This is a genomic window from Streptomyces sp. GDS52 (assembly GCF_052246875.1).
GTDB lineage: Bacteria > Actinomycetota > Actinomycetes > Streptomycetales > Streptomycetaceae > Streptomyces > Streptomyces cathayae.
Genome location: NZ_CM125966.1, coordinates 5395576 through 5421722 on the forward strand (window position 1 = coordinate 5395576; position 26147 = coordinate 5421722).

Below are 26147 nucleotides of genomic sequence, written 5' to 3' on the forward strand. Positions count from 1 at the left end.
CGGGCCTGACGGTCAGGCCAACCTCCGAGACCCGGGGCCCATTCCCGCCGCGGCGGGAACGGCGACCGCCGGGTCAGGCGGTGGCGCGGGCGGTCTCCCGCGGCTTGAGGTCGGCGTGCTCCAGGATGTCGCGCAGATGCCGCTCCACCACGGGGAGCACCTCCTCGATCGTGATGTCGCGGCCCAGTTCGCTCGCGAGGGAGGCGACGCCCGCGTCGCGGATGCCGCAGGGGATGATCCGGTCGAACCACTTGTTGTCGGGCTGCACGTTGAGCGAGAAGCCGTGCATCGTGACGCCCTTGGCCACCCGGATGCCGATCGCGGCGAGCTTGCGGTCCTCGCGCCGCTGACCGGCGTTGGAGGGGGCGTACTGGGGGCCGTTCAGCCGCGGGTCGAACTCCTCGTCGTGCAGGCGGGGGTCGAAGTCCAGGGAGAGCCCGCCGAGCGCCGGGCGCTGCTCGACCGGGTCGCCGAGCACCCACACACCGCTGCGTCCCTCGATGCGGGTGGTCTCCACACCGAACTCCGCGCAGGTGCGGATCAGGGCCTCCTCCAGGCGCCGGACGTGGGCGACCACGTCCACCGGGCGGGGCAGCTTCTGGATCGGGTAGCCCACCAGCTGGCCGGGACCGTGCCAGGTGATCTTGCCACCGCGGTCCACGTCGATGACCGGGGTGCCGTCGAGGGGGCGCTCACTGTCCTGGGTGCGCCGGCCGGCCGTGTAGACCGGGGGGTGCTCCAGCAGGATGACGGTGTCGGGCGCCTCGTCGGCGAACCGTGCCGCGTGCACCCGGCGCTGCTCGTCCCAGGCCACCTGGTAGTCGACGGCCTCGGCCCCGAAGCCCATTCGGACGAACCGCAACTCACTCACGGCGAGTGCCTCCCGGAAGGTAGTAAGGCAGAACAAGGGTGGAACGCGGTAAGGCACGAAAGGTGCCCAAGCCACTGTACGACCGTACGACCGGCTTTCCTTTCGGCGGCGGTTCCGGGGAGGTCCCCGGGGGGCGGCTCCGGTGGTAGTTCCGGCGCGCGTCCGGCGCCCGTGCCGACTGCTGTCCGTCAGCCTCGGGGGAAATTCTCACACGATCGGATGAATGCGGATCGAAATATGCCACCAGGCGTTTACTCTCCGCTACATTCGCGCCGTCCAGAAGGCCATCAGGGCTGCTCACAGGTGATCCGGGCATCAACGTTCGCCGGAAGGCAGGAGACCGCACCACAGATGACGGAACGACCCGCGCAGCGCACGCCCAACCGTCAGCTCGCCGCGCTCATCGCAGAAGCGGGGTTCTCCAACGCGGGACTGGCCCGCCGCGTGGACCAGCTCGGTCTCGAGCACGGGCTCGACCTGAGATACGACAAGACCTCCGTCACCCGCTGGCTGCGCGGGCAGCAGCCCAGGGGGACCACACCCGCGCTGATCGCCGAGGTCTTCACCCGGCGCCTCGGCCGCCGGCTCACCGCCCAGGACCTCGGCCTGGACGCCTGCGCCCCCGTCTACGCGGGCCTGGAGTTCGCCGCCTCCCCGGAGGAGGCCGTCGACATCGTCAGCGGGCTGTGGCGCAAGGACTCCGGCAGCCACGCCGAGCTGCGCAAGATCGCCTTCACCTCGGCCGGGCTCGTCGTGCCCAGCCGGGACTGGCTCATCGGCCGCGCCGACGAGAAGGTGGCCCGCCTCGAGCCGCCGGTCCGCGTCCCCGCCCAGGCCCGCCCGGTCGGCCGCCCGACCACCGGGCTGCCCGAGTTCGGCACCCGCCGCCGGACGGCCGAGCGCGGCCCCGGCCAGCGGGTCACCGGCGGCGACATCGCCGCGCTGCGCTCGGTCGGCGAGCTGTTCCGCACCCTCGACGACGCCTACGGCGGCGGCCACGCCCGCCAGGCCCTGGTGCGCTACCTGGAGCACGAGTGCGAGCCGATACTGCGCGGCACCTACGGCGAGCAGACCGGCCGCCGCCTGTTCGCCGCCGTCGCCGACCTGACCCGGCTGGCCGGCTGGACGTCGTACGACATCGGCGCGCACGGACTCGCCCAGCGCTACTTCGTGCAGGCGCTCCGCCTCGCACAGGCCGCCGCGGACCGGACCTACGGCGCGTATGTGCTGGTCACCATGAGCCGGCAGGCGGTCTACCTCGGCCACGGGCGGGAGGCGGTGCAGCTCGCGCGAGTGGCCCAGCAGGGCGCGGGCAACTCCGCCCCGCCCGCGGTGCAGGCCCTGCTGCACGCGGTCGAGGCACGCGGGCACGGTGTGCTCGGCGAGGTGCGGGCCTGCACCGCGGCCCTGGTGCGCGCCGAACGCGCCCTGGAGAACGCCCGGCCCGGCGACGAGGTCCCGCACTGGGTGCGGTTCTTCGACGAGGCCCAGCTCGCCGACGAGTTCGGCCACTGCCACCGTGACCTCCAGCAGTTCCGCGCCGCGGCCCAGCACGCGGAGCGCTCGCTGCAGCTGCGCGCCCCCGGCTACGCCCGCAGCCGGCTGTTCTGCCGGGTCGTCCTCGCCACCGCACGCCTCGGCCTCGGCGAACTCGACCAGGCCTGCCTGCTCGCCGCCGAGGCGGCCGGCCAGGCGTCCGAGATGCGCTCGGTACGGGCCGTGGAGTACGTCCGGGACTTCGAACGCAGACTGGAGCCCTACCGCGACACGGCACCGGTACGCGTCTACCGCGACAGGATCGCGGCGTACTGCTGAGTCACGACGGCTGAGTCATCGTGGCCGAACCACCGCGGCTGAACCGCTGCGGTTGAGGCGCCGTGGTTGAACCGCCGTGTTGAGGCGCTGCGGTTGAACTGCCGTGGTTGAGGCGCTGCGGTTGAACCGCCGCGGTCGAACCACCGCGGCTGAGCCGCCGTGGTCGAGGCATCGCGGCCGGACCGGCGTGGTGGTGTGTGGTTGGGGCCACCGCGCCCCTCCGGGAGTGGTCACCGGAGGGGCGCGGGGCGGCTGAGGGGGAGCGGCCGGTCAGGCCGCCCGGACCGTGGTCAGGGGGTCCGCCCTGTGCATCGGACGGCCCGCGCCGAGGTCCGTGAGGATCGCGGCCGAGGCGCGGCGGCCCGAGTGCAGGGCGCCCTGCACGGTGCTGGTGTCCCGGTGGTCGCCGCACACGTACAGACCCGCCAGCAGCCGTACCGGCCGCCGCAGATCGTGCGGCGGCCGCATGGACGGGACGGCGTCGGCGGTGTGATACACCCCGAGCGTCTCCCAGCGAGCCGTCGACGTGCCGTACAGCCGGGCCAGGTGCATGCGCACACCGGTGTCGATCTGGGCGCCGGGCGGGCCCAGGACCGTGGACGAGACCAGCGCGCGGTCGGCCGGGGCCCGGGACGGGTCGACCCGGCTGACCACCGCCGTGTGCGCCACCGGTCCGCCCCGGTCGGCGTCCAGGAGCAGCGAGGCGCCGGTCTCCGGGGGCTCGTCGGTGGCGTGGTGCACCACCGTCACCGGGTGGAAGTCCGGCACCCGCAGTCCCGGCAGCAGCTGGGCCGCGGCCCGCGCGTCCGTCGCGATCAGCACCGCGCGGCAGCGGAACTCGCCGTGCTCGGCGGTGGTCACCGAGGTCGTGGAGACGGAGGTGACCCGGACGCCCGTGTGCACCGTCCCCGGCGGCAGCCCCCGCGCCAGCAGTTCCGGCAGCGCCTCCGCGCCGCCCTCCGGCACACACAGCCGCCCGGCCGCGAAGGCGCGCAGCGCGAGATCCGCGCACCGGCTCGACGTGGTGAGGTCCGGGTCGCACAGCAGGGCGGCGAGCAGCGGACGGAGGAAGCCGTCGACGGTGCGGGCCGGCAGGCCCCGGGCGGTGAGGGCCTCGGCGGCGGTCGATTCGGGCCGGGCCAGCAGCCGTTCCACCGGAGTGCCGGCCAGCCGGGTGAACGCGGAGCCCAGGCGGGCCTGGTCGACGGCCGTACCCAGCGGGGCGCCGGTCCGGCTCCGGGGCGTGGACACCTGCCGCCCGGGAACGGCCGCCGGCCTCCTGGGCACGGCCCCCACCCGGGGGGCGCTCGCAAGGGCGCGCACCGCGTGAAGTGCGCCCCTCGCGCCCCTCGCACCGGTCGGTACGCCGGCCCGGTGGTGGTGTCCGCCGCTGTGCAGCAGGACGCCGGGTGCGAACGGGCGCAGGGCCAGCCCGTCCCGGTCGGCGGCCGGCCGCAGTTCGGGATACGCGGTGGACAGTAACTGCCCGATTCTGTCGAGCCGGAAGCCGTCGACCTTGTCGGTCGCCATCCGGCCGCCCACGGTATGGGCGGCCTCAAGGATCACGGTGGTGACTCCAGCGCTGGTCAGGCGTCGTGCCGCGGAGAGACCGGCGACCCCGGCTCCCACGACGACGACGTCCGCCTGGTACGTGGGCTCAAGCACGTGCCCCTCCTCGAGGTTGCGCGGACGCTGGAGACGTGATGCCCCCAACAGGCCCCAGGAATACCCGAGTTCTGGTCGAGGTTAGGTCCGTGACGGATCGCCTGGCGTCGCGCACCGCCAGGGGCACGGGCGCACGGCGGTCGCACGCACACGCCGGGCGGCCACCGCACGGCCCCCAGGGGGCGCACCGGCTTCGGCCACCGGCCCTCCACGCCCCCGGCCGCCCGCCCCTCGAGGTGGGAGGGCCGTGGTTCAGGGGTGCTGACGGGGGGTCACAGGGCCGCGCGGATCGCGCCGTCGATCTCCGGGAAGGCGAAACGGAACCCCGACTCCAGCAGCCGGGCCGGCAGCACCCGGGCGCTGCCCAGCACATCCCCGGCCATCTCGCCGAGCACGGTCCGCACCACCGGCGCGGGCACCGCGAACACCGCCGGCCGGTGCAGCACGCGCGCCATCGCCCCGGTGATCTCACGGTTGGTCACCGGATGCGGCGCGGTCAGGTTGAACGGCCCCGACAGCCCGTCGGTGTCGAGGAGATGGCGCAGGGCGGCCACCTCGTCGTGCAGCGCGACGAACGACCAGTACTGGCGCCCGTCGCCCAGCCGCCCGCCCAGCCCGGCCCGGAACAAAGGGAAGAGCCGGGCCCACGCCCCGCCCTCGCGGGCCACCACGAGACCGGTCCGGGCGAACGCCGTCCGCACGCCCGCCTCCCGCGCCGGCGCCGCCGCGGCCTCCCACTCGACGCACAGCTCCGGCAGGAAGCCCGAACCCGCCGGCGCGCTCTCGTCGACGGTCCGCTCACCGGTCTCGCCGTAGTAGCCGATCGCACTGCCGTTGACGAACACCCCGGGCCGTACGTCCGGTGCGAGCCCGGCGAGGGCCTCGGCGAGCGCCGCCGTGCCCCGCACCCGGCCGGCGCGGATCCGCTCCTTGTACGCGGGCGTCCAGCGCCGGTCGCCCACCCCGGCACCGGCGAGATTGACCACGGCGTCGCACCCGGCGAGACCGGTCGCGTCCACGGTGCCGCGCTCCGGGTCCCACCGGACCTCGTCCGCCGCGCGCGGCTCGGCCCGCACCAGGCGCACCACCGTGTGCCCGTCGGCGGTCAGGGACCGTACGAGCGCGCCGCCGATGAGACCGGACGCGCCGGCCACCGCGATGCGGGAAGACCCGGAAGACCGGGAGGATCCGGAGGATGCAGAGGATGCAGAGGAGGCGGAACTCATGCCGCCCATCCTGCCCGCAGCCCGGACGGCACCGCGGGCGCACCGCGCGGGCGGTCGTAAAGTGACCCTCATGCCTGAACCGTCGATACGCGTCGCCCGCCCCGCCGACGAGGGGGAACTGGCTCTGCTGGACCGGGAGACCTGGTCGGTCCTGCACGCCGTCACCCCGCCGCCGCAGCCGCCGTACGACTCCTTCTTCAGCGAGCGGTCCGGCCCCCGCGACCACCTCGTCGCCGAGCACGCGGGCCGCGTCGTCGGCTACGTGCGCCTCGGCTTCCCCACGGAACTGCCCTCGAACGCGCACGTCCAGCAGATCCGCGGCCTCGCCGTCGCCGAAGCGGCCCGTGGCGCGGGCGTGGGCCGGGCCCTGGTGCGGGCGGCCGTCCGGGAGGCCCGGGAGCGCGGCGCGCGCCGCATCACCCTGCGCGTCCTCGGCCACAACTCCGCCGCCCGCGCCCTCTACGCGTCCGAGGGCTTCGTCGTCGAGGGCGTCCAGCCGGAGGAGTTCTGCCTCGACGGCACCTACGTCGACGACGTGCTGATGGGGCGGTCCCTGCGCTGACCTCCGGCCCCGCCCGGGCGTGGTCCTACGACGTCGTCGGGTCGCCCGTGTCCACCGGCGCCGTGGCGTTCGCCGCGCGCCGCGCCTCGTCGGCGACCTCGTCCGCCGTCAGGACGTAGCCGGTCTCCGTGTCCGAGGTGGAACGGGCGAACACCACGCCGTACACCCGGCCGTCGGTGGTCAGCAGCGGGCCGCCGGAGTTGCCGGGGCGCACGAGGGAACGGATCGAGTAGATCTCGCGGACGACCGCCCGGTCGCCGTAGATGTTCTGGCCCTTCGCCTGCACCCGGCCCGCGACCGTCGCCGCCCGCAGGTCCAGATCGCCGTCCTGCGGATAGCCCGCGACGACCGCCGGGTCGCCGCGGCCGGCGTCGTCGTCGAACGGGAGGACGGGAGCCCGCAGTTCGGGGACGTACAGCACGGCCACGTCCTTCTGCGGGTCGAACAGCACCACCCGGGCCTCGTACGCCCGCCCGACGCCGCCGACCCGCACGGTCGGCCGGTCGATCCCGGCCACCACATGGGCGTTGGTCATCACGCGCTCCGTCGCGTACACGAAGCCGCTGCCCTCGCGGCCCTGGAGGCCCGCGACGCCCTCGACCTTCACCGTGCTCCGCTGGGCGGCCCGGGTGGCGGCCGCGGTGACACTGTCGCCGGAGGGCTCGGCGACCTCGGCGGTCGACTCGTTCTCGAACGGGTTGAAGACCTGTGGGAAGCCCGCCTCGGTCAGCTCCGAGGTGGCCCGCGAGAACCAGGCCGGCGTGGTGTCCGGCATCACCTCGTTGACCGCGCCGAGCAGCCGCGAGTCGCGGATCGCGGAGGTGACCAGCGGGGACGAGGAGGCGCCCAGCACGGACGCGACCACCCAGGCCACGATCAGCACGGCCACCGAGTTGGCCGCGGCGCCGCCGATCCCGTCCGCCACCCGCAGCGGCCCCCGGTCCAGCTCCCGCCGCAACCGCAGCGCCAGCCGGCCGGCCAGCTCGTGGCCCACCGCGGCCGGCAGCAGCACCGTGAACACGGCCGTCACCGTCGCCGTGGTCGTTCCCGGGTCCACCGAACCCAGCACCCAGGGCAGAATCCACACGCCGACGACCGCACCGCCCACGAAACCGGCCAGCGAGACACAGCCGGCCAGCAGGCCGCGCCGGTAGCCGGACGCCGCGTAGGCCAGGACGAACAGCAGCAGCAGAAGGTCGAGCAGGTCCACGCACACCGCCTTTCTCTCGGGCCCCCTCATACATACGTGCATACGTGGGGGAGGGGCCCAGTGATCAGCCACGCGCGCGGGACCGTCGACCACACGGAAGCGGTCACGCGCGTGCACTCGGAAGAACGCGGCGGACCAGGGAGATGGTTCCACCGGTCGGCACAGCACACGTCGCGGGCGGGGTGGATCCGGCCGACAGTGAAACCATGCGTGTCCTCAGGAGGCCGAGGGGAGCATGGCGGCGCCCTGCTTCCCGGATGTCCCACGCCCCGGGCCTCACGGGCCTGCCCAGAGGCGTCAAGGTGCTGCTCGGCTGTCTGCCGGGCATCGCCGCGGCCGTCGCGCTGGTGCTGTGCGCGTACGGCGTCGAACGGGCCGCGGAGACCTCGGCCGTCCCCGCCCCCAGCCGTGAGGCGGCCGCGTACACGGCGCCCAGGCCGCCCATCGTGTCCAGAGCGGCCTGGACGGCCGGCACCACCCACGAGCAGCCGCCCCCGCGCTACGACGACGAGGTCGTCGCCGTCTTCATCCACCACACCGACTCGCCCAACGACTACGACTGCGCCGAGGCCCCGGCCGGCATCCGCAACGTCTACGAGGGCCAGACCGCCGGCCGGGACTGGGACGACATCGGCTACAACTTCGTCGTCGACCGCTGCGGGACCATCTACGAGGGCCGCGCGGGCGGGACCGGCCGGCCCGTCACCGGTGCTCACACCCAGGGCTTCAACCACCGCACCGCGGGGATCGCCGCCCTCGGCACCTTCACCGCCGGGGTGCCGGTGCCGCCCGCGATGGAGCGCGCGATCGCGGAGCTGGCAGCCTGGAAGCTCGGCCTGTCCGGCACCGACCCGCGCTCCGACGTCCGGCTGGTCTCCAGCAACGGCGCCAGCCGGTACGCGGCGGGCAGCACGGCCGTGCTGCCCGCCCTCGCGGGCCACAGCGACGGCTACATGACCAGCTGCCCGGGCGCCGCCCTGCAGGCCCGCCTTCCGGCGATCAGGCAACGGGCCGCGGAACTGCAGGGCCGCCGGCCGGGCGCCCGGCCGCAGGAGGACAGCCGGATCGCGGGGTCCTCCGGGCAACGGGACGAGGGACGGCGCGGGCAACAGGGAGGGGAACAGCAGGGGGAGCAGAGCGGGGAGCAGCACGGAGAATAGCGCGGGGAGCAGCACGGGGGTCAGGACCGGAACCGTTCCCAGAGCCGGGGGTAGCGTTCGGCGAGCCGGGAATCGTTCTCGAAGTCGACCGGAGTGCCCTCGGGTTCCGCGGGGGCCGGCGGGAGGTCCAGGTCGGGCGCCACCGTGCCGGTGAGCTGCTCGTACGCCTCGTCCGCCGCGTAGCCGAGGTCCTCGGCGTCGCCGTCGACCTCCTCGTCGAACTCCTTCAGCAGGCCGGCCAGGGCGTCCGGATCGTGCAGCGCGCCCTCGAAGACCTCACGGCCCTGGCCGATCAGCCAGCACCGGAAGAAGTCGAAGGCGTCGTCGCTCGCCCCGTCCAGCAGCACCCAGGCGGCGCCCCACAGGTCCCAGCGGTAGGCGCGGTGATAGCGGGACTCGAAGTGCCGGGAGAAGTCCAGGACCGACTCCGGGTCCAGCCGCGCGAGCCGTTCCACCAGCAGGTCGGCCTGCTCCTCCGGGTCGCCCCCGGCGTCCTCGCGGGCGGTGTCGACCAGCTCCCAGAACTCCGTCTCGTCCATCACGCGTCAAGCATCGGCCCTGGGACCGGGGGGCGCACCCCGGAGTGTCACCCGGATCGCTCAGGGGCGGGGGACAGGGCCGGGGCCGGTGCCGGCGTCGGGGGCGCCCCTTTCGTACAGCCGGGCCAGCCGTACGGCCTGGGCGGCGAACCGCTCCCGCAACGACGCGGGCGCCAGCACCTCCACCTCGGGCCCCAGCGCCGTCAGCTGGGTGTGGGCGACCTCCTCGGACTCCACCGGCAGGGTCACCGTCACCCACCCGTCGCCGTCCCCTCCGCGCTCCCCGGCCGCCTCGGCCGCCTCGGCCAGTGCCTCCCGTGCGGCCGCCGCGGCCGACGCCTCCACGGAGTGCGGCAGTACGCGCACCCCCTCGGGCGACAGCCGCACCACCACCTGGGTCCGCAGGATCGAGCGGGCGAACTGCTCCGCCCGCTCCTCCCAGAACGCGGGCAGCTCGAACTCCCGGTCGCGTTCGAAGCGTGCGGGGCGCGCCGGGTCGACCGGGCCGACCGGTTCCACCGCGGTGAACCGGTCGACGCGGTACACCCGGAACGTCTCGTGCCCCGGCACCCGCGCGCACAGGTACCAGACGCCCGCCTTGAGCACGAGCCCGTAGGGCTCCAGCTCCCGCACGACCTCCCGCCGGTGCTCCCCCGCCCCGCGCAGATAGCGGGCGGTGACCCGGCGGTCGTCCCACACCGCGTCCGCCACGGCCGGCAGCAGCTCGGGCGTCACCGGTTCACGGAACCAGCCCGGGGCGTCCAGATGGAAGCGCTGCGCGGCCGTCTGCGACGCGTCCCGCAGGGAGGGCAGCAGCGCCGCCGACACCTTCAGCCGGGCCGCGGAGGCCGCGTCCTCGAGCCCCATCTCCCGCAGCGCCCCCGGCACCCCGGACAGGAACAGCGCCTCCGCCTCGCCCCGGGCCAGCCCGGTCAGCCGGGTGCGGTAACCGCCGACCAGCCGGTAGCCCCCGGCCCGCCCCCGGTCCGCGTACACCGGCACCCCGGCCTCGGACAGCGCCTGCGCGTCCCGGGTGACCGTCCGCTCCGACACCTCCAGCTCCCGCGCGAGTTCGGCGGCGGTCATGGACGGCCGGGACTGGAGCAGCAGAACCATCTTGATCAGCCGGGCAGCGCGCATACGGCCCATCATGCAGCAGGAGGCCCCCGCCGCAGCGGGGGCCTCCTGCCTCACATCGATGACGTCCGGGTGCCTACAGGCCGTACTTCTCGCGCGCTTCCTTCACGGCCGTCACCTGCACCTCGCCGCGCCGGGCGAGCTGCGCCAGGGCCGCGACGACGATGGACTCGGCGTCGACACCGAAGTGGCGGCGGGCCGCCTCGCGGGTCTCCGACAGGCCGAAACCGTCGGTGCCCAGCGAGGTGTAGTCCTGCTCGACCCACTGCGCGATCTGGTCGGGAACCTGGCGCATGTAGTCCGAGACCGCCAGCACCGGACCCTCGGCGCCCTGGAGCGCCTGCCGGACGAACGGCACCCGCTCCTCGCCGCGCAGCAGCGCCTCGTCCGCCTCCAGGGCGTCCCGGCGCAGCTCGGTCCACGACGTCGCCGACCACACGTCGGCCGCCACGCCCCACTCCTCGGCGAGCAACTGCTGCGCCTTCAGCGCCCAGTGGATCGCCGTACCGGAGCCGAGCAGCTGGATCCGCGGGGCGTTGACGGGCGCCGTCAGCCCCGCCGACTCCGCCGTGTTGAAGCGGTACAGGCCCTTGAGGATGCCCTCGTCGACCCCGGCACCGGCCGGCTTGGCGGGCTGCCGCAGCGGCTCGTTGTAGACCGTCAGGTAGTAGAAGACGTCCTGGTCCTCGTCCGGGGCGGCCGCGCCGTACATCCGGCGCAGACCCTCCTTGACGATGGCGGCGATCTCGTAGGCGAACGCCGGGTCGTACGTCAGCGCGGCCGGGTTGGTCGCGGCGATGACCGGGGAGTGGCCGTCGGCGTGCTGGAGGCCCTCACCGGTGAGCGTGGTGCGGCCGGCGGTGGCGCCGACGAGGAAGCCGCGGCCGAGCTGGTCGCCGAGCTGCCACATCTGGTCGGCCGTGCGCTGCCAGCCGAACATCGAGTAGTAGATGTAGAACGGGATCACCGGCTCGCCGTGCGTCGCGTACGACGTCGAGGCGGCGATGAACTCGGCCATGGAACCGGCCTCGGTGATCCCCTCGTTGAGGATCTGGCCGTTCTTGGCCTCCTTGTAGTACATCAGCTGGTCGCGGTCGACCGGCTCGTACGTCTGGCCCTTGGGCGAGTAGATGCCGAGCGACGGGAAGAGCGACTCCATGCCGAAGGTGCGCGCCTCGTCGGGGACGATCGGCACCCAGCGCCTGCCGGTCTCCTTGTCGCGGACCAGGTCCTTGACCAGGCGGACGAACGCCATGGTGGTCGCCACGTTCTGCGAGCCCGACCCCTTGTCGAAGGCGCTGAACGCCTTGTCGGCCGGGGCCGGCAGCGGTGCGACGGGGTGGACGCGGCGGGCCGGGGCCGGACCGCCGAGAGCGGCGCGGCGCTCCTGGAGGTAGCGGACCTCGGGGGAGTCGGCACCCGGGTGGCCGTAGGGGACCTCGCCGTCGACGAAGTCGCTGTCCCTGATGGGCAGGCCGAGACGGTCGCGCATCGCCTTGAACTCGTCCACCGACAGCTTCTTCATCTGGTGGTTGGCGTTCTTCGACGCGAAGCCCTCGCCGAGGGTGTGGCCCTTGACGGTCTGGGCCAGGATCACGGTCGGCGCGCCCTTGTGGGCGAGCGCGGCACGGTAGGCGGCGTAGACCTTGCGGGGCTCGTGGCCGCCGCGCGAGAGGTGGAAGCACTCGAGGATCTTGTCGTCGCTCAGCAGCTTCGCCATCTCGACGAGCGCCGGGTCCTTGCCGAAGAAGTCCTCGCGGATGTAGGTCGCGTCGCGGGTCTGGTACGTCTGGACCTGTGCGTCGGGCACCTCGCGCAGGCGGCGGACGAGCGCGCCGGTGGTGTCCAGCTGGAGCAGCTCGTCCCAGGCGGTGCCCCACAGGCTCTTGACCACGTTCCAGCCGGAGCCGCGGAACAGGGCCTCCAGCTCCTGCACGATCTTGAAGTTGGCGCGGACCGGACCGTCGAGGCGCTGCAGGTTGCAGTTGATGACGAAGGTCAGGTTGTCCAGGCCCTCGCGGGAGGCGAGCGTCAGGGCGGCGGTGGACTCCGGCTCGTCCATCTCGCCGTCGCCGAGGAACGCCCACACGTGGGAGTTCGTCAGGTCCTTGATGCCGCGGCTGGTCAGATAGCGGTTGAACCGCGCCTGGTAGACCGCGGAGATCGGGCCGAGGCCCATCGACACCGTGGGGAACTCCCACAGCCAGGGCAGACGCCGCGGGTGCGGGTACGAGGGGAGGCCGTCGCCGCCCGCCTCACGGCGGAAGTTGTCCAGGTGCCGCTCGCCGAGCCGGCCGTCGAGGAAGGCGCGGGCGTAGATGCCGGGGGAGGCGTGGCCCTGGATGTAGAGCTGGTCGCCGGAGCCGTCGGCCTCCTTGCCGCGGAAGAAGTGGTTGAAGCCCGTCTCGTAGAGCCAGGCCGCGGAGGCGAAGGTGGCGATGTGGCCGCCGACGCCGTACTTGCTGCCGCGGGTCACCATCGCGGCCGCGTTCCAGCGGTTCCACGCGGTGATGCGGGACTCCATCGCCTCGTCGCCGTCCACCGCGGGCTCGGCGGAGGTGGGGATGGTGTTGATGTGGTCGGTCTCGAGGAGCTTCGGCAGTGCGACGCCGGCCTCCTCGGCGCGCTCCAGCGTACGGCGCATCAGGTACGCGGCACGGTGCGGCCCTGCGGCCTTGGTGACGGCGTCGAGGGAGGCCCGCCACTCGGCGGTCTCCTCGGGGTCGCGGTCCGGGAGCTGATCCAGCTCGCTCGGCTGGATGGCCTTGGAGTCGGTCATGTCGCCGCCTTCCTCAGTCGAAGGGGGTTCCCTCATCGGTAAGGGTTCGGGGGTGCCCTTGGTCTATGGCAGGACAGGGCTGGGGCTCTGGTGGAGACCCCGCTGGCGACAATAACCCGCTGATCGATGATCGATCAAAGGTAGTGGGCCGAAAAAGTCTCGATATCAAGAAATTGGCATCCTGTGCCGGGGAATCAGGCACGCGGTGCCGCGTTTTGCCTGCTCATCCGAGGGGTGGACGGTCGGTCCGAGCGAGGTGCGGGCCGGCCCGGACGCGCTGAACGCGGGTGGGGCCGAGCGCCCTGGGCTCATCCCGGCGTTCGGCCCCGTCGAGGTCCGGGTGGGACCGTCATGCGGTCGCCTGCTGCGGTGGCGCCGCGGTCTCCGTCCGCTCGGTGTGTCCGTGTCCCTGGTGCTGCCGTGCCGCCTGCTCGCGGGTGATCACCTCGGTGGCGGCGCCGACGGCGACCGCGACCGGCCAGCCGATGGCTCCGGCGACGGTCATGCCGCCGAGGATGCCGTAGAGGGCCAGCTTGCGGGGCGAGGGGAGCAGGGAGGTGGCCTTGGGCGCGGGTACGGCCCTGCGGGCGTGGGAGAACTTGTCCCCCGGGGTCACGTAGGGGATCGGAATCCGGGCGGTGCGCAGGTGCAGCAGCTTGCCGTCCGTCCGCTTCTCCTCCGGGTGTTCCGCCGGGGCCTGCTGTTGCGGTGGCTGGGTCTGTGCTTCTGGGGAAGTCATCTCCGTCCTCTCCTGCCGTGAGGCGTGAGTGGCGAGGGGTCCTCCTGCCCGCGTTCCATCAATGCACGCGAATAAACCCGTCCGAACGGACAATCCGGGCAAGCTGGTTCGGGTGATGCGGTTCGGGTGATGCGGTTCGGGAGGGGGCCGCTCAGGCGTGTGCGGCCGCCGGGTGCCCGCCCGCGCCGAAGGCCTTCCAGAACTGGACGGCCAGCCGGACCACTGCGGCCTCGAGCAGGGCGACCGCCACCTGGGTCAGGATCGTGGTGAGGATGTGCGGCATGGTCCGCCGCCTTTCGTGTGTGTCGTGCCGGGTACGACTCCTTTGTCGGCCCTGATGTCATCCAGCAGGCTGCACCCAGGTGTTCTGCAGGTGAACTTTCCTCAGCGCTCCGGCGGCGCCCCGCACCGCGAGGGGCACCAGCACCGACCCCGCCGCCGACGCCAGCGCGATCGTCCAGGCCGCGGGGCCCAGGGGCCGGCTGCCGAAGAAGTGGCTGAGCCCCGGCACGCTCACCACCACGCCCAGCACCACCAGGGACCCCACCGCGGCCACGGCCACCACCGGGTCGCGGCCCGCGTCCTGGAGCGTCTGGAACAGCTGGGAGGCCACCAGGGCGACCAGGGAGACCGTGTCGGCACGCCCCCGGGTGCCGGTGACCCGGGCGACGGTCCAGGCGGCCGTGGCCGCCGCCGTGGTGACGGCGGCACGCAGCCGGAGGTGACGGATCAGGGCCGTGCCGAGCGAGGCCTCCGGGCCCTCCGCGAGCAGCCGGTCGGGGTGGTCGGTGGGCGGCCGGGCGGCGATGGCCATGGCGGGCAGCATGTCCGTGAGCAGGTTGACCAGGAGCAGCTGACGGGCGTTGAGCGCGCTGCGCCCGGTGAACAGCGTGGTCGCCAGCGTGAAGGCGATCTCCCCCAGATTGCCGCCGAGCAGGATGCCCAGCGCCCTGCGCACCGAGCCCCACATGGCCCGGCCCTCGACGAAGGCGTCGACGATGGTCTCGATCCGGTCGTCGGTGACGACCACGTCGGCGGCGGCGCGGGCCGCCGGCGTGGCCCGGGAGCCGAGGGCGATGCCGACGTCGGCGATCCGGATGGCGGGCGCGTCGTTGGCGCCGTCGCCCGTGACGGCGACGGTACGTCCGGCCGAACGCAGCGCGGTGACGATACGGACCTTGTGCGCCGGGGTGACCCGGGCGAACACCGTGATGTCCGGCAGCGTCCCGGCGAGCGCCGCGTCGTCGAGGGCGTCCAGCTCCGCCCCGGTCATCAGGCGCGGCTCCTCCCCGGGCCGCAGCTCCCTGGCGATCGCGGCGGCCGTGCTGGGGTGGTCGCCGGTGAGCATGACGATGCGCACCCCGGCCCGCGCCAGCCGGTCCACGCTCTGCGCGGCGGTGGGCCGCACCGGGTCCGCGAGGCCCAGCAGGCCCAGCAGGCACAGCCCGTCGACCGCCTGGTCGCCGAGGTCCCCCGGGCCGGCGGGGGTGTTGTCGTCCTGCGGCGCACCCGCGGGCAGGACCCGCTCGGCGACCGCGAGCACCCTCAGGCCGCGCCGGGCCAGCCGGTCGACCTCCGCCTCCGTCCGCGCGCGCAGCCGCTCGTCGAACGGCTCGGTGGCGCCGCCTCGGCGGGCCCGGTCGCAGCGGGCCAGGACGACTTCCGGCGCGCCCTTGACCACGATCCGCGCCTCGCCGTCGGACCGCCCCAGCACGGCGTGGTAGCCGCGACCCGGCTCGAACGGCAGCTCGGCCAGCCGCTCCCAGACGTCCGTACCGAGCCCGGCGGCCCGGGCCGGGGCGGCGCCGAGCGACTCGGCCCCGCCGGCGATGGCCCGGTCGGTGGGGTGGGCGAGCGTCGCGGCCGCGCCCGGCGGACCGGCCAGGGCGGCCGTGGCGACGATCCGGCGCAGCGCCGGGGTGAGCCGGTCGAGCTCCGCGCACCGCAGGCCGTCGGAGACCTGCTGGAGGCTGATCCGGCCCTCGGTGAGCGTGCCGGTCTTGTCGAAGCACAGCACGTCGGTGCGGCCCAGCGCCTCGATGGTGGAGGCGCTGCGGACCAGGGTGTCGCGTGCGGACAGCCGGCGGGCCGCGGCCAGCTCCGCGACCGTGGCGACGAACGGCAGCCCCTCCGGTACGGCCGCCACGCACAGGCTGACCGCGGACCCCAGGGCGGCCCCCAACGGCCGTCTGCGCAGCAGGTCGACGGCGAAGAGGACCGCTCCCGCGGCGACGGACAGCGGCAGGAACCACCGGCCCAGCCCCTTCAGCCGCCGTTCCACCCCGCTCTCCGGCGGTGTGCCCTCGGGGCCCGCCTCGGCCGCGCTGCCGGCCTCGGTGGCGGTTCCGGTGGCGACGACCACGCCCAGCGCGTGGCCGGCCGCCACCGTCGTGCCCTCGTAGAGCATCGAGGTGCGGTCCGCGACCGCCCGGGCCGCGGTCGGCGCCGCGCTCTTGACGACGGGCAGCGACTCGCCGGTGAGGCTGGACTCGTCCACCTCCAGCCCCTGCGCCCGCACCACCCGGCAGTCCGCCGGGACCGAGTCCCCGGCCCGCAGCTCGATCAGGTCCCCCCGCACCAGGTGCTCGCCGGCCGTCTCCACCGGCTCCGCCCGGCCGGGGCGGCGCACCCGCACCCGCACCGAGGTGGCCTCGACCAGTCGCTCGGCCGCGCTGTCGGCCTGCTGCCGCTGCACCCCGCCGACCAGCGCGTCCACACCGAGCACCCCGCCGATCAGCACGGCGTCCAGCACGGAGCCGAGCGCCGCCGAGACACCGCCGCCGATCGCCAGGACGGGCGTGAGCGGATTGGCCAGCTCCTCCACGACCCGGCCGACCAGGGTGCCGGCTTTTTCGGTGCGGTCACGGCCCTCGAACTGCCCGCGCCGGGCGGCCTCGGCCTCGTCCAGTCCCTGGGGCGAGGTGCCGACCCGGGACATCACCTGGCGCACCGCCATGGCGTGCCAGGGGGTGCGCCCGGCGGCCGCCGGGGCCGGGCGTCCGTGCAGCCGCCACCCCGCCCAGAAGCCCGCGGCGACCGAGGCGATGCCCACCCCGTCGGTCACCAGACGGGCCCGCGCCCAGGCCCCCGGGCGGGGCACGAGCAGGGCGAGGGCCGAGCCCGCCACCGCACCGGCACCCTCCAGCCGGACGCACAGGCGGCCGATCCGCCGGGCCTCCGGCAGGGCGGTCAGCAGCAGGTGGACGACATCGGGCGGGGCGGCGACATCGGCGTCCCACGGCACGTGCCGCAGGACGCCGTCGACCGGCCCGATGCCCAGGTCCGCGCGGGCCAGGGCACGCCGGGTCCGTGCCGAGACCACCGCGACCCCGTGCCCCTCCGCCTGGAGGGAACGCACCAGGGCGGCGGTACGCCGGTGTCCGGTGGGCGCGGCCTCCTCGAGCCCGAACCGGAGGTGCAGCCCGGGCGGTCCGCCCACCAGCCGCACCTCACCGCACGCCCGGGCAGCGCGCACCAAGTGGTGGGCGAGCGGGTGCAGTTGGGGGGCCAGCGCGGCCACGGCCACCGGGGTGCCCGCCCGCAGGACGAGCACGAGCCGAGCGCCCTCCTCGACCCACCGCCGGGCCCGCGCGGCCATCTCCGCGACGGCCGTCTCCGCGAGGAAGAAGCCGCCGAGGGTGTCCTCGGAGCCGGCCTCCGGGCCGGGGAGCGGCCGTAGCTCCCAGCCGTCCCGCCGCTTCGGCGCCAGGGAGCCGGCGCCGTGCCGGCGGCGCCTTCCGGCCGGACCGTCCGGCTCGATCAGCTCGTGGATCCGTACGTGGATCTCGTCGTCGTCCGGGCCGTCGCCGTCCGCCGGGCTGTCGTCGTCCGGGCCGCCGTCCGTCGGGCCGTCAGCGGTCGGGCCGTCAGCGGTCGGCCCGGCGCCTCCCGGCCGGCTGCCGGGCGGTGGCAGGCGCAGTACGCCCTCGATCGTCCAGTCGTGGTCGGCCAGCAGACGGGCGTCGAGGACCACCGTGTCGATCCGGTCCAGGCGGCGCAGCGCCTCCGGCCGCAGCACCAGTGCCCCCCGCCCGGAAAGGGCCCGGTCCACCGCGCAGGCGAACGCCTCCCGCCCGAACCGGGGGCCGCGCGGTGTCCCCGCGATCAGCAGCGACAGCGCACGGTCCTGGTTGAACGTGCCGACCGACGTCAGAGCGTAGGCCGCGAGCCCCACCGGCGCCGCCACATTGGCGTACCGCTCGCCCGGTCCCGGCGGCAGCGGCGCCGGGCGCTCGTGAACCGGCACCGCGTCGTGGCGGTACGTCCCCTCGCGCACGCCCAGCCTGCGCGCCCAGTCCGCCCACGCCCCGCGGCACGCCTGCACCTCCGCGTACCGGGCGGCGGCCAGCGTGGTGGTCACCGCGAGGCCCAGCGGCCGGAAGGACAGGGTGCTCGCCAGCAGGTTCGCCACGGTGAAGCCGCGTTCCGTGGCGCTCTCGCCGATCCGGCGGGCGATGCCGTCGCGCAGCAGTGGCATGGACTCCGCGAACTGGATCACCGACATCACCGCCGGGTGCAGCCCCGGCAGCCTGAGCACGTCGCCGACCGACGCCACCCCCACGGCCACCAGGCCGGTGCCGAGCCGGACGGCCGCGCCGACCCGCGCCCGCGCGGCCCCGGGGTAGCCGACCGGGCGCCGCCCCCGGTCCGTCGCCCCGGTCCGCGGAACCTCCCCGTCAGCGGTGTCGGCGGCCGCGACGAGGTCGGCGACGGCTGTGAGGTCGGTCTCCGGCCCGCAGCCCACGTACACGCACCCCAGCGTGCCGTTCACCTCCGCGCGGCTCACCCCCGGTACCCGGCGCAGGGTGGCCTCCAGCCCGCGCGCCGCCGCTGCCGTACCGGGCCGCCCCAGTCGCCGGACCGTGATCTGCACGCCTCCCGAGGTTCGCCAGAGGCCGGGCGCACGCGACTGCGACGCCGGCCCGGCCGACGTGAGCGCCCCCGGGACGGCGGCCAGACCCCGTGCGAGGGACCGCGCCGCCGACGCCGCCGCGGTCACGGCACCGCGCGTCAAGGACAGGACGGACCCGGCGGACCCGGCGGACTCCGGGACCACGGAGGACAGCTGTGGCGGGATCACACGGCCTCCACCACCGGCCGACGGGGGCGTTGGTCACCGCCCTGGGAAACGACACGGTTCCCACCAGTATCGGTACGTTCCGCACGCTTCGCCCGGCGCGGCGGGACGCGATGGACCGGACGGACGGTACCGGGACCGGAACGGGCGGGGACGGGAGATCAGGCGGGGGCGTCGGCGGCGTGCGGCGCGCAGCCCAGCACATGCTCCTTCACCAGGCGGCCGATGTCCGGATCCTGCCGCCGGAACGCCGCGACCAGCTCCTCGTGCTCCTCGGCGTAGGACTGCTGGACCGTACCCAGCCAGCGGATGGACAGGGCCGTGAAGACCTCGATGCCCAGGCCCTCCCAGGTGTGCAGCAGCACCGAGTTGCCGGCCGCGCGGACCAGCTCACGGTGGAAGGCGACCGTGTGCCGCACCTGGGCCGTGCCGTCGGCCGTGCGGTCGGCCTCGTACAGCGCGGCGACATGCGGCTCCAGCGCCGAGCAGTCCTGAGCCAGCCGCTCCGCCGCCAGCTCCGCGGCGATCGCCTCGAGACCCGCCCGTACGGGGTAGCTCTCCTCCAGGTCGGCGGCCGAGAGGTTCCGCACCCGTACGCCTTTGTTGGGCGCCGACTCGATCAGCCGCAGCGACTCCAGCTCGCGCAGCGCCTCCCGCACCGGTGTCTGGCTGACCTCCAGCTCGGTCGCGATCCGCCGCTCCACGATCCGCTCGCCCGGCTGCCAGCGCCCGCTGATGATCCCTTCCAGGATGTGCTCGCGGATCTGTTCGCGCAGCGAGTGGACGACGGGCGCGGTCATGAGTGCTCCTTGGACAGGGCTCGTGAATCCGGGGCAGCCGTCCGAAAGGCCCCGTCGAGGGGCGGCGGACGGACGACGGACAGGACCCTTGAGGTCGATTGGCCCTTAGACAATACGGCTGACACACCTTCCCGGAGGGGCGCACGGGGCGCTTTCGCCCAGGTGAGACGAGGCTTACACAGCGCATACGGCGCGGCTCACGCCGTGCCCACGACAGTGCCCCCGCCCGGGAGCCTGGGAAGCTCCGGACGGGGGCACCGGTGACCGGGATCAGCGGCCGTGGATCACAGGGTCACAGGCCGAGCTCGACCTCGAACTCGCCCGCCTCCAGGATCGCCTTGACCGAGTTCAGGTAACGGGCCGCGTCGGCACCGTCCACCAGACGGTGGTCGTAGGAGAGGGTCAGGTAGGTCATGTCACGGACGCCGATGACCGTGCCCTCCTCCGTCTCGATGACGGCCGGACGCTTGACCGTGGCACCGATGCCGAGGATCGCGACCTGGCCCGGAGGCACGATGATCGTGTCGAACAGCGCGCCGCGCGAACCGGTGTTGCTGATCGTGAAGGTCCCGCCGGACAGCTCGTCCGGAGTGATCTTGCTGGCCCGGACCTTGCCCGCCAGGTCGGCCGTGGCCTTGGAGATACCGGCGATGTTGAGGTCACCGGCGTTCTTGATGACCGGGGTCATCAGGCCCTTCTCGGAGTCCACCGCGATACCGATGTGCTCGGTGTCGAAGTACGTGATGGTCCCCTCGGCCTCGTTGATCCGGGCGTTGACGGCCGGGTGGGCCTTCAGCGCCTGGGCGGCGGCCTTGACGAAGAACGGCATCGGGGAGAGCTTGACGCCCTCACGGGCCGCGAACGACTCCTTGGCCCGCGCCCGCAGCTTCATCAGCCGGGTGACGTCGACCTCGACGACCGAGGACAGCTGCGCCTGCTCACGCAGCGCCTTGACCATGTTGTCGCCGATGACCTTGCGGATCCGCGGCATCTTCACGGTCTGGCCGCGCAGCGGCGAGGCCTCGAGGACCGGGGTCCGCCTGGCCGCGGCCGGAGCGGCGGCCGGAGCCGCGGCGGGGGCGGCCTTCGCGGCCTCGGCGGCGGCGACGACGTCCTGCTTGCGGATACGGCCACCGACGCCGGTGCCCTTGACGGTGGACAGGTCGACGCCGTGCTCGGCGGCGAGCTTGCGCACCAGCGGGGTCACGTAGGCGCCCTCGTCGGTCGGCCGCGCGGCGGCCGGAACGGCAGCCGGGGCGGCCGGAGCCGGGGCGGGGGCCGGGGCAGCCGGGGCCGGAGCGGCCTGCGGGGCAGGAGCCGGGGCCGGAGCGGGAGCCGGGGCGGCCGGCGCGGCCTGCTGCGGGGCCGGGGCGGGCTCGGGCTGCGCCGGGGCGGCCGGAGCCGCCGGTGCCGGAGCGGCCTGCGGGGCGGCACCCGGAGCGCCGATGACGGCGAGCTTCGCGCCCACCTCGGCGGTCTCGTCCTCGGCGACCGTGATCTCCAGCAGCACGCCGGAGGCCGGAGCGGGGATCTCGGTGTCGACCTTGTCGGTGGAGACCTCGAGCAGCGGCTCGTCGGCCTCGACGCTGTCGCCGACCGACTTCAGCCAGCGGGTGACGGTGCCCTCGGTGACGGACTCGCCGAGCGCGGGCAGGACCACGTCCGTGCCCTCGGCGGAGCCGCCGCCGACGGCGGCCTCGGCGGTGGGAGCGGGCGCCGGGGCGGCCTGCTCGGTGGAGGGGGCCGCGGCGGCCGGCGCGGGAGCCGGCTCGGGCGCCGGGGCGGCGGGCTGCTCGGCGGCCGGGGCCGGAGCCTCGGCGGGGGCGCCGCTGCCGTCGTCGATCAGGGCCAGCTCGGCACCGACCTCGACGGTCTCGTCCTCGGCGACCTTGATGGAGGACAGCACGCCGGAGGCCGGAGCGGGGATCTCGGTGTCGACCTTGTCGGTGGAGACCTCGAGCAGCGGCTCGTCGGCCTCGACGCGCTCGCCCTCGGCCTTCAGCCACCGGGTGACAGTGCCCTCGGTGACGCTCTCACCGAGCGCCGGAAGGGTTACGGAAACCGCCATGGTTTCGGTTGCTCCTTAGATGTGCGGAAGTCTGTGTCGTCGTGCCCGTGACCGAAGGCGTCAGTCGTGGGAGTGGAGGGGCTTGCCCGCGAGGGCCAGGTGAGCCTCGCCGAGCGCCTCGTTCTGCGTCGGGTGGGCGTGGATCAGCTGCGCGACCTCGGCCGGCAGCGCCTCCCAGTTGTAGATCAGCTGAGCTTCGCCGACCTGCTCGCCCATACGGTCACCGACCATGTGGACGCCGACCACGGCACCGTCCTTGACCTGGACGAGCTTGATCTCGCCGGCGGTCTTGAGGATCTTGCTCTTGCCGTTGCCCGCCAGGTTGTACTTCAGGGCGACGACCTTGTCCGCACCGTAGATCTCCTTGGCCTTGGCCTCGGTGATACCGACGGAGGCGACCTCCGGGTGGCAGTACGTCACCCGCGGCACGCCGTCGTAGTCGACCGGGACGGCCTTCAGACCGGCCAGCCGCTCCGCCACCAGGATGCCCTCGGCGAAGCCGACGTGCGCGAGCTGGAGCGTCGGGACGAGGTCGCCGACGGCGGAGATCGTCGGGATGTTGGTCCGCATGTACTCGTCGACGAGGACGTAGCCGCGGTCCATGGCGACCCCGGCCTCCTCGTAGCCCAGGCCCTGCGAGACCGGGCCGCGGCCGATGGCGACGAGGAGGACCTCGGCCTCGAACTCCTTGCCGTCGGCGAGGGTGACCTTGACGCCGTCCTGGGTGTACTCGGCCTTCTGGAAGAAGGTGCCCAGGTTGAACTTGATGCCCCGCTTGCGGAAGGCACGCTCCAGCAGCTTCGAGCTGTTCTCGTCCTCGACCGGGACGAGGTGCTTGAGGCCCTCGACGATCGTGACGTCGGTGCCGAAGGACTTCCACACGGAGGCGAACTCGACGCCGATGACGCCGCCGCCCAGCACGATCGCGGACTTCGGCACGCGGTCCATGACGAGGGCGTGGTCCGAGGAGATGATCCGGTTGCCGTCGATGTCCAGGCCCGGCAGCGACTTCGGCACGGAGCCGGTCGCCAGCAGGACGTGGCGGCCCTGGATCCGCTGACCGTTCACATCGACGGAGGTCGGCGACGACAGTCGGCCCTCACCCTCGATGTAGGTCACCTTGCGCGAGGCGACCAGACCCTGCAGGCCCTTGTACAGGCCCGAGATCACGTCGTCCTTGTACTTGTTGACGGCCGCCATGTCGATGCCCTCGAAGGTGGCCTTCACACCGAACTGCTCGCTCTCGCGGGCCTGGTCGGCGATCTCGCCCGCGTGCAGCAGGGCCTTGGTGGGAATGCAGCCGTTGTGCAGGCAGGTACCGCCGACCTTGTCCTTCTCGATCAGGGCGACGTCCAGGCCCAGCTGCGCCCCGCGCAGCGCCGCGGCGTAACCACCGCTGCCACCGCCGAGGATCACTAGGTCGAAAACAGTGCTGGCGTCGTTCGCCACGTCACGTCCTCCATGCATGTGCGCCACGCCGGTCTCCAGTGACCGGTCGGCGGCTGGTGTCCGGCCGCTTTTGCCTTCGGCCCTTCGGTGGGGCCCTGTCCTGCCGAGCCCTATCCTCGCACTTGTCCGAGCCGAACGAGACGTGGGGCAGGGGTGTGACACGTCCCACGTTCGAACGTCCGCCCGTCACACGCGTGAGGACTTCCGGGACCGCATGCCCCGGAACCCGCGGCGGAACCTGCCCCGGAACCCGCGGCGGAACCTGCCCCGGAACCCGCGGCGGAACCTGCCCCGGAACCCGCGGCGGAACCTGCCCCGGAACCCGCGGCGGATCCGGCGCCGGATCCGCATGCGCGCCGGCCGCCGGCGGGGCCCCGTCCCACCCGGGTACGGGGCCCCGCCGGCGACCGGTCGCCGACCGAGTGGCTCAGCCCAGGTCGCCGGCCGCCGTCTGCTCCGCGAGGCGGACCAGCGTCCGTACCGCCGAGCCCGTACCGCCCTTGGGCGTGTATCCGAAGGGGCTGCCCTCGTTGAAGGCCGGACCGGCGATGTCGAGGTGGGCCCAGGTGATGCCCTCGCCGACGAACTCGCGCAGGAAGAGCCCGGCGACGAGCCCGCCGCCCATCCGCTCGCCCATGTTCGCGATGTCGGCCGTGGCGGAGTCCATGCCCTTGCGCAGGTGCTCCGGCAGCGGCATCGGCCAGGCGGGCTCGCCGACCTCCTCGGCGGCCTCGTGCACCGCCGCGCGGAAGGCGTCGTCGTTGGCCATGATCCCGAACGTGCGGTTGCCCAGCGCCAGCATCATCGCGCCGGTCAGGGTCGCGACGTCCACGATCGCGTCCGGCTTCTCCTCCGAGGCCGCCCACAGCGCGTCGGCGAGGACGAGCCGGCCCTCGGCGTCGGTGTTGAGTACCTCCACCGTCTTGCCGCTGTACATGCGCAGCACGTCACCCGGGCGGGTGGCGGAACCGGAGGGCATGTTCTCGGCCAGGGCCAGCCAGCCGGTGATGTTGACCTCGAGACCGAGGCGGGCGGCGGCGACGACCGCGGCGAACACGGCGGCGGCACCGCTCATGTCGCACTTCATCGTCTCGTTGTGCCCGGCCGGCTTCAGCGAGATGCCGCCCGAGTCGTAGGTGATGCCCTTGCCGACGAAGGCGAGGTGCTTCTTCGCCTTGGCGGAGGTGTACGACAGCTTCACCAGCCGCGGACCCGACGCCGAGCCGGCGCCGACGCCGAGGATGCCGCCGTGGCCGTCCTTGGCCAGTGCCTTCTCGTCGAGCACCTGCACCTTGATGCCGTGTTCCTTGGCCGCGGCCTGGGCGACGGCGGCGAACGCCTCGGGGTCGAGGTCGTTGGGAGGGGTGTTGATCAGGTCGCGGGCCCGGTTGAGCTCCTCGGACACCGTGACGGCACGCTCCACGGCCGCCTTGTACGTCTTGTCGCGGGACTTGTCGCAGAGCAGCACGGCCTCGGCGAGGGGCGCCTTCGCGTCCTTCTTCTTGCCCTTGCCGCCCTTGTCCTTGTTCTTGGGGTCCTTGGGGTTCTTGGGGTCGTCGTTCTTGGGGACGTTCTTGTAGGCGTCGAAGGAGTAGGCGCCGAGCAGGACGCCCTCGGCGACCGCGCCGGCGTCGGCCTCGTCCGTCAGGGGGAGGGCGAACGCGGCCTTCCTGGACCCGGCGAGGGCGCGGGCGGCCACACCGGCCGCCTTGCGCAGTGCCTCGGGGTCGGGCGCGGCGTCCTTCTCGGGCTGGGTGCCCAGACCCACCGCGACCAGGAGCGGCGTCTTGAAGCCGGCCGGCGCGGGGAGCTTCGTCACCTCACCCTCGGCGCCGGACGCGCCGAGGGTCTCCAGGATGCCGGTGAGCCTGCCGTCGTAAGCCTTGTCGACGGCTTCAGCGCCCGGTGCGACGACCAGGCCCCCGGCCTCGGACGCAGTGCCCTTGGCGACACCGATCACGATCGCGTCGGCCTTCAGACCGGGGGTCGCGGCGGTGCTGAGAGTGAGAGCAGTCACGGTGGTGAATTCTCGCTTCCGATGTGAAGTTGCTGTGGCCGAAAAGTGTGGGTCGGCCGGGCCCGGTGCCGGCCCTGACGACGACCTGGCGGTACGGTCTCGTCGGGGCCTGCCCCGGTACGGCGCACACTGCGGACGAGCCTACGCGCGTCTGTGCGTGCGCTCCCTCGCGCGGTCTTCACCGTTCGGTGACGTGACGGACACCTTCCGGGCCCCGCCCCCCGGAGACCACCCGGTGAGACGCGCGTGAGACGACCCGCAGGACGGCGCGGAAGCCTGCTCGCCGCCGTGTGGACACTGGTTCCCCCGCTGCCCGCGGCCTGCACGGCCACCCCGGCCCGGCACTGGCTGGCAGTGGCGGCCCGGCGGGCGTCCGGACACCTCCGTCGACGTCCCGGTCCACGGCATCGACGGCTTCGACCACTCCGGGGACACGGTCGCGGCGCTGCACCGCGACGGCCGGAAGGTCATCTGCTACCTGGCCACGAGCGTATGGGAGGACTTCCGCCCCGACGCCGGCGACTTCCCCGCCGCGGTGCTCGGCCGGGGCAACGGCTGGAAGGGCGAACGTCGGCTCGACATCCGGCGTACCGGCCTCCTGGAGCCGATCATGGCCCAGCGGTTCGACAGGTGCCGCGACAAGGACTTCGACGCGGCGGAGCCGGACAACCCGGACAACAGGGACGGTTGACGCAACCGCGCCGGGTTCCCGCTCACCGCCGCCGACCAGCTCCGCTACGACCGTCTGGTCGCCCGGCTGGCCCACGAACGCGGCCTGGCCGTCGGCCTGAAGGACGACCTCGACCGGATCCCGCAGCTGGTCGGCGACTTCGACTTCGCGGTCAACGGGCAGTGCGCCCGGTACGGCGAGTGCGCGCGGCTCACCCCGTTCGCCGAGGAGGACAAGGCCGTCTTCCGCGTCGAGTGCGAGCTGCCCGCCGACCGGTTCTGCGCCGACTCCCGGCGGCTGAGGCTGAGTTCGCCGCTCAAGAAGTACGAACCAGGGCTTTGGCGCCGCGCCTGCTGGGGCCGG

The 26147-nt window shown here is 73.9% G+C and carries 17 protein-coding genes and 1 pseudogene; 4 read left to right on the forward strand and 14 right to left on the reverse strand.

From position 1 onward, the window contains the following. Nucleotides 1-73: 73 nt before the first annotated feature. Nucleotides 74-871, reverse strand: coding sequence for a lipoyl(octanoyl) transferase LipB (lipB, locus tag ACTWJ9_RS24605; RefSeq protein ID WP_279336438.1), 798 nt, complete (start codon nt 869-871; stop codon nt 74-76). Nucleotides 872-1222: 351 nt separating this feature from the next. On the opposite strand from lipB, the gene ACTWJ9_RS24610 reads away from it, so the two are divergent. Further along, nucleotides 1223-2686 (forward strand): regulator, encoded by a 1464-nt coding sequence (locus ACTWJ9_RS24610; RefSeq protein ID WP_279336439.1) that lies wholly within the window; start codon nt 1223-1225, stop codon nt 2684-2686. Nucleotides 2687-2956: 270 nt separating this feature from the next. On the opposite strand, the gene ACTWJ9_RS24615 is transcribed toward ACTWJ9_RS24610, so the two are convergent. Both ACTWJ9_RS24615 and ACTWJ9_RS24620 read right to left on the reverse strand, forming a co-directional pair. Next, complete coding sequence (locus ACTWJ9_RS24615) at nt 2957-4351, reverse strand: NAD(P)/FAD-dependent oxidoreductase (protein WP_279336440.1); 1395 nt, start codon at nt 4349-4351, stop codon at nt 2957-2959. Between the two features lie 272 nt (nt 4352-4623). Then, nucleotides 4624-5577: a TIGR01777 family oxidoreductase gene (locus tag ACTWJ9_RS24620; protein ID WP_279336441.1), complete on the reverse strand. Its 954-nt coding sequence runs from the start codon at nt 5575-5577 to the stop codon at nt 4624-4626. 70 nt (nt 5578-5647) lie between these two features. On the opposite strand from ACTWJ9_RS24620, the gene ACTWJ9_RS24625 reads away from it, so the two are divergent. After that, nucleotides 5648-6139, forward strand: a complete 492-nt coding sequence (locus ACTWJ9_RS24625; protein WP_279336442.1) for a GNAT family N-acetyltransferase — start codon at nt 5648-5650, stop codon at nt 6137-6139. Between the two features lie 25 nt (nt 6140-6164). Here the strand turns inward: ACTWJ9_RS24625 and ACTWJ9_RS24630 are convergent, their stop codons facing one another. After that, complete coding sequence (locus tag ACTWJ9_RS24630) at nt 6165-7349, reverse strand: MarP family serine protease (RefSeq protein ID WP_279336443.1); 1185 nt, start codon at nt 7347-7349, stop codon at nt 6165-6167. A 302-nt stretch (nt 7350-7651) separates the two neighbouring features. On the opposite strand from ACTWJ9_RS24630, the gene ACTWJ9_RS24635 reads away from it, so the two are divergent. After that, complete coding sequence (locus tag ACTWJ9_RS24635) at nt 7652-8509, forward strand: peptidoglycan recognition protein family protein (RefSeq protein ID WP_387039942.1); 858 nt, start codon at nt 7652-7654, stop codon at nt 8507-8509. A 20-nt stretch (nt 8510-8529) separates the two neighbouring features. Here the strand turns inward: ACTWJ9_RS24635 and ACTWJ9_RS24640 are convergent, their stop codons facing one another. From ACTWJ9_RS24640 to ACTWJ9_RS24685, 10 genes are all read right to left on the reverse strand, one after another. Then, the gene (locus ACTWJ9_RS24640) at nt 8530-9048 is read right to left on the reverse strand and encodes a DUF4240 domain-containing protein (RefSeq protein WP_279338087.1); all 519 of its coding nucleotides are present in this window, start codon (nt 9046-9048) and stop codon (nt 8530-8532) included. A gap of 60 nt (nt 9049-9108) precedes the next feature. Next, nucleotides 9109-10188 carry a helix-turn-helix transcriptional regulator gene (locus ACTWJ9_RS24645; protein ID WP_443294791.1) on the reverse strand — a complete coding sequence of 360 codons (1080 nt, stop codon included), beginning with the start codon at nt 10186-10188 and terminating at the stop codon, nt 9109-9111. A gap of 73 nt (nt 10189-10261) precedes the next feature. Beyond that, entirely contained in the window at nt 10262-12964 is a 2703-nt protein-coding gene (gene aceE, locus ACTWJ9_RS24650) for a pyruvate dehydrogenase (acetyl-transferring), homodimeric type (protein WP_443294792.1), read from the reverse strand. 349 nt (nt 12965-13313) lie between these two features. After that, nucleotides 13314-13703, reverse strand: a complete 390-nt coding sequence (locus tag ACTWJ9_RS24655) for a hypothetical protein (protein ID WP_279336447.1) — start codon at nt 13701-13703, stop codon at nt 13314-13316. Nucleotides 13704-13854: 151 nt separating this feature from the next. Then, entirely contained in the window at nt 13855-13986 is a 132-nt protein-coding gene (locus ACTWJ9_RS24660; RefSeq protein ID WP_279336448.1) for a hypothetical protein, read from the reverse strand. A gap of 57 nt (nt 13987-14043) precedes the next feature. Next, complete coding sequence (locus ACTWJ9_RS24665; RefSeq protein WP_443294793.1) at nt 14044-18576, reverse strand: HAD-IC family P-type ATPase; 4533 nt, start codon at nt 18574-18576, stop codon at nt 14044-14046. Between the two features lie 365 nt (nt 18577-18941). After that, on the reverse strand, nt 18942-19580 hold the full coding sequence (locus ACTWJ9_RS24670) for a GntR family transcriptional regulator (RefSeq protein ID WP_279336450.1): 639 nt from the start codon (nt 19578-19580) through the stop codon (nt 18942-18944). A 292-nt stretch (nt 19581-19872) separates the two neighbouring features. Continuing rightward, nucleotides 19873-21648: a 2-oxoglutarate dehydrogenase, E2 component, dihydrolipoamide succinyltransferase gene (sucB, locus tag ACTWJ9_RS24675; protein WP_443294794.1), complete on the reverse strand. Its 1776-nt coding sequence runs from the start codon at nt 21646-21648 to the stop codon at nt 19873-19875. 60 nt (nt 21649-21708) lie between these two features. Next, complete coding sequence (lpdA, locus tag ACTWJ9_RS24680; RefSeq protein ID WP_279336452.1) at nt 21709-23097, reverse strand: dihydrolipoyl dehydrogenase; 1389 nt, start codon at nt 23095-23097, stop codon at nt 21709-21711. A gap of 427 nt (nt 23098-23524) precedes the next feature. Beyond that, nucleotides 23525-25114, reverse strand: a complete 1590-nt coding sequence (locus tag ACTWJ9_RS24685; RefSeq protein ID WP_387039619.1) for a leucyl aminopeptidase — start codon at nt 25112-25114, stop codon at nt 23525-23527. A gap of 328 nt (nt 25115-25442) precedes the next feature. Between ACTWJ9_RS24685 and ACTWJ9_RS24690 the strand changes: the two are divergent. Then, nucleotides 25443-26138, forward strand: a pseudogene (locus tag ACTWJ9_RS24690) (endo alpha-1,4 polygalactosaminidase); the annotation flags it as partial. Nucleotides 26139-26147: the final 9 nt, after the last annotated feature.

Coding starts and splice junctions, on each gene's coding strand:
- ACTWJ9_RS24610 (WP_279336439.1), top strand. CDS start 1,223: ATGACGGAACGACCCGCGCAGCGCACGCCCAACCGTCAGCTCGCCGCG.
- ACTWJ9_RS24620 (WP_279336441.1), bottom strand. CDS start 5,577: ATGAGTTCCGCCTCCTCTGCATCCTCTGCATCCTCCGGATCCTCCCGG.
- ACTWJ9_RS24625 (WP_279336442.1), top strand. CDS start 5,648: ATGCCTGAACCGTCGATACGCGTCGCCCGCCCCGCCGACGAGGGGGAA.
- ACTWJ9_RS24640 (WP_279338087.1), bottom strand. CDS start 9,048: ATGGACGAGACGGAGTTCTGGGAGCTGGTCGACACCGCCCGCGAGGAC.
- ACTWJ9_RS24645 (WP_443294791.1), bottom strand. CDS start 10,188: ATGCGCGCTGCCCGGCTGATCAAGATGGTTCTGCTGCTCCAGTCCCGG.
- aceE (WP_443294792.1), bottom strand. CDS start 12,964: ATGACCGACTCCAAGGCCATCCAGCCGAGCGAGCTGGATCAGCTCCCG.
- ACTWJ9_RS24655 (WP_279336447.1), bottom strand. CDS start 13,703: ATGACTTCCCCAGAAGCACAGACCCAGCCACCGCAACAGCAGGCCCCG.
- ACTWJ9_RS24660 (WP_279336448.1), bottom strand. CDS start 13,986: ATGCCGCACATCCTCACCACGATCCTGACCCAGGTGGCGGTCGCCCTG.
- ACTWJ9_RS24670 (WP_279336450.1), bottom strand. CDS start 19,580: ATGACCGCGCCCGTCGTCCACTCGCTGCGCGAACAGATCCGCGAGCAC.
- sucB (WP_443294794.1), bottom strand. CDS start 21,648: ATGGCGGTTTCCGTAACCCTTCCGGCGCTCGGTGAGAGCGTCACCGAG.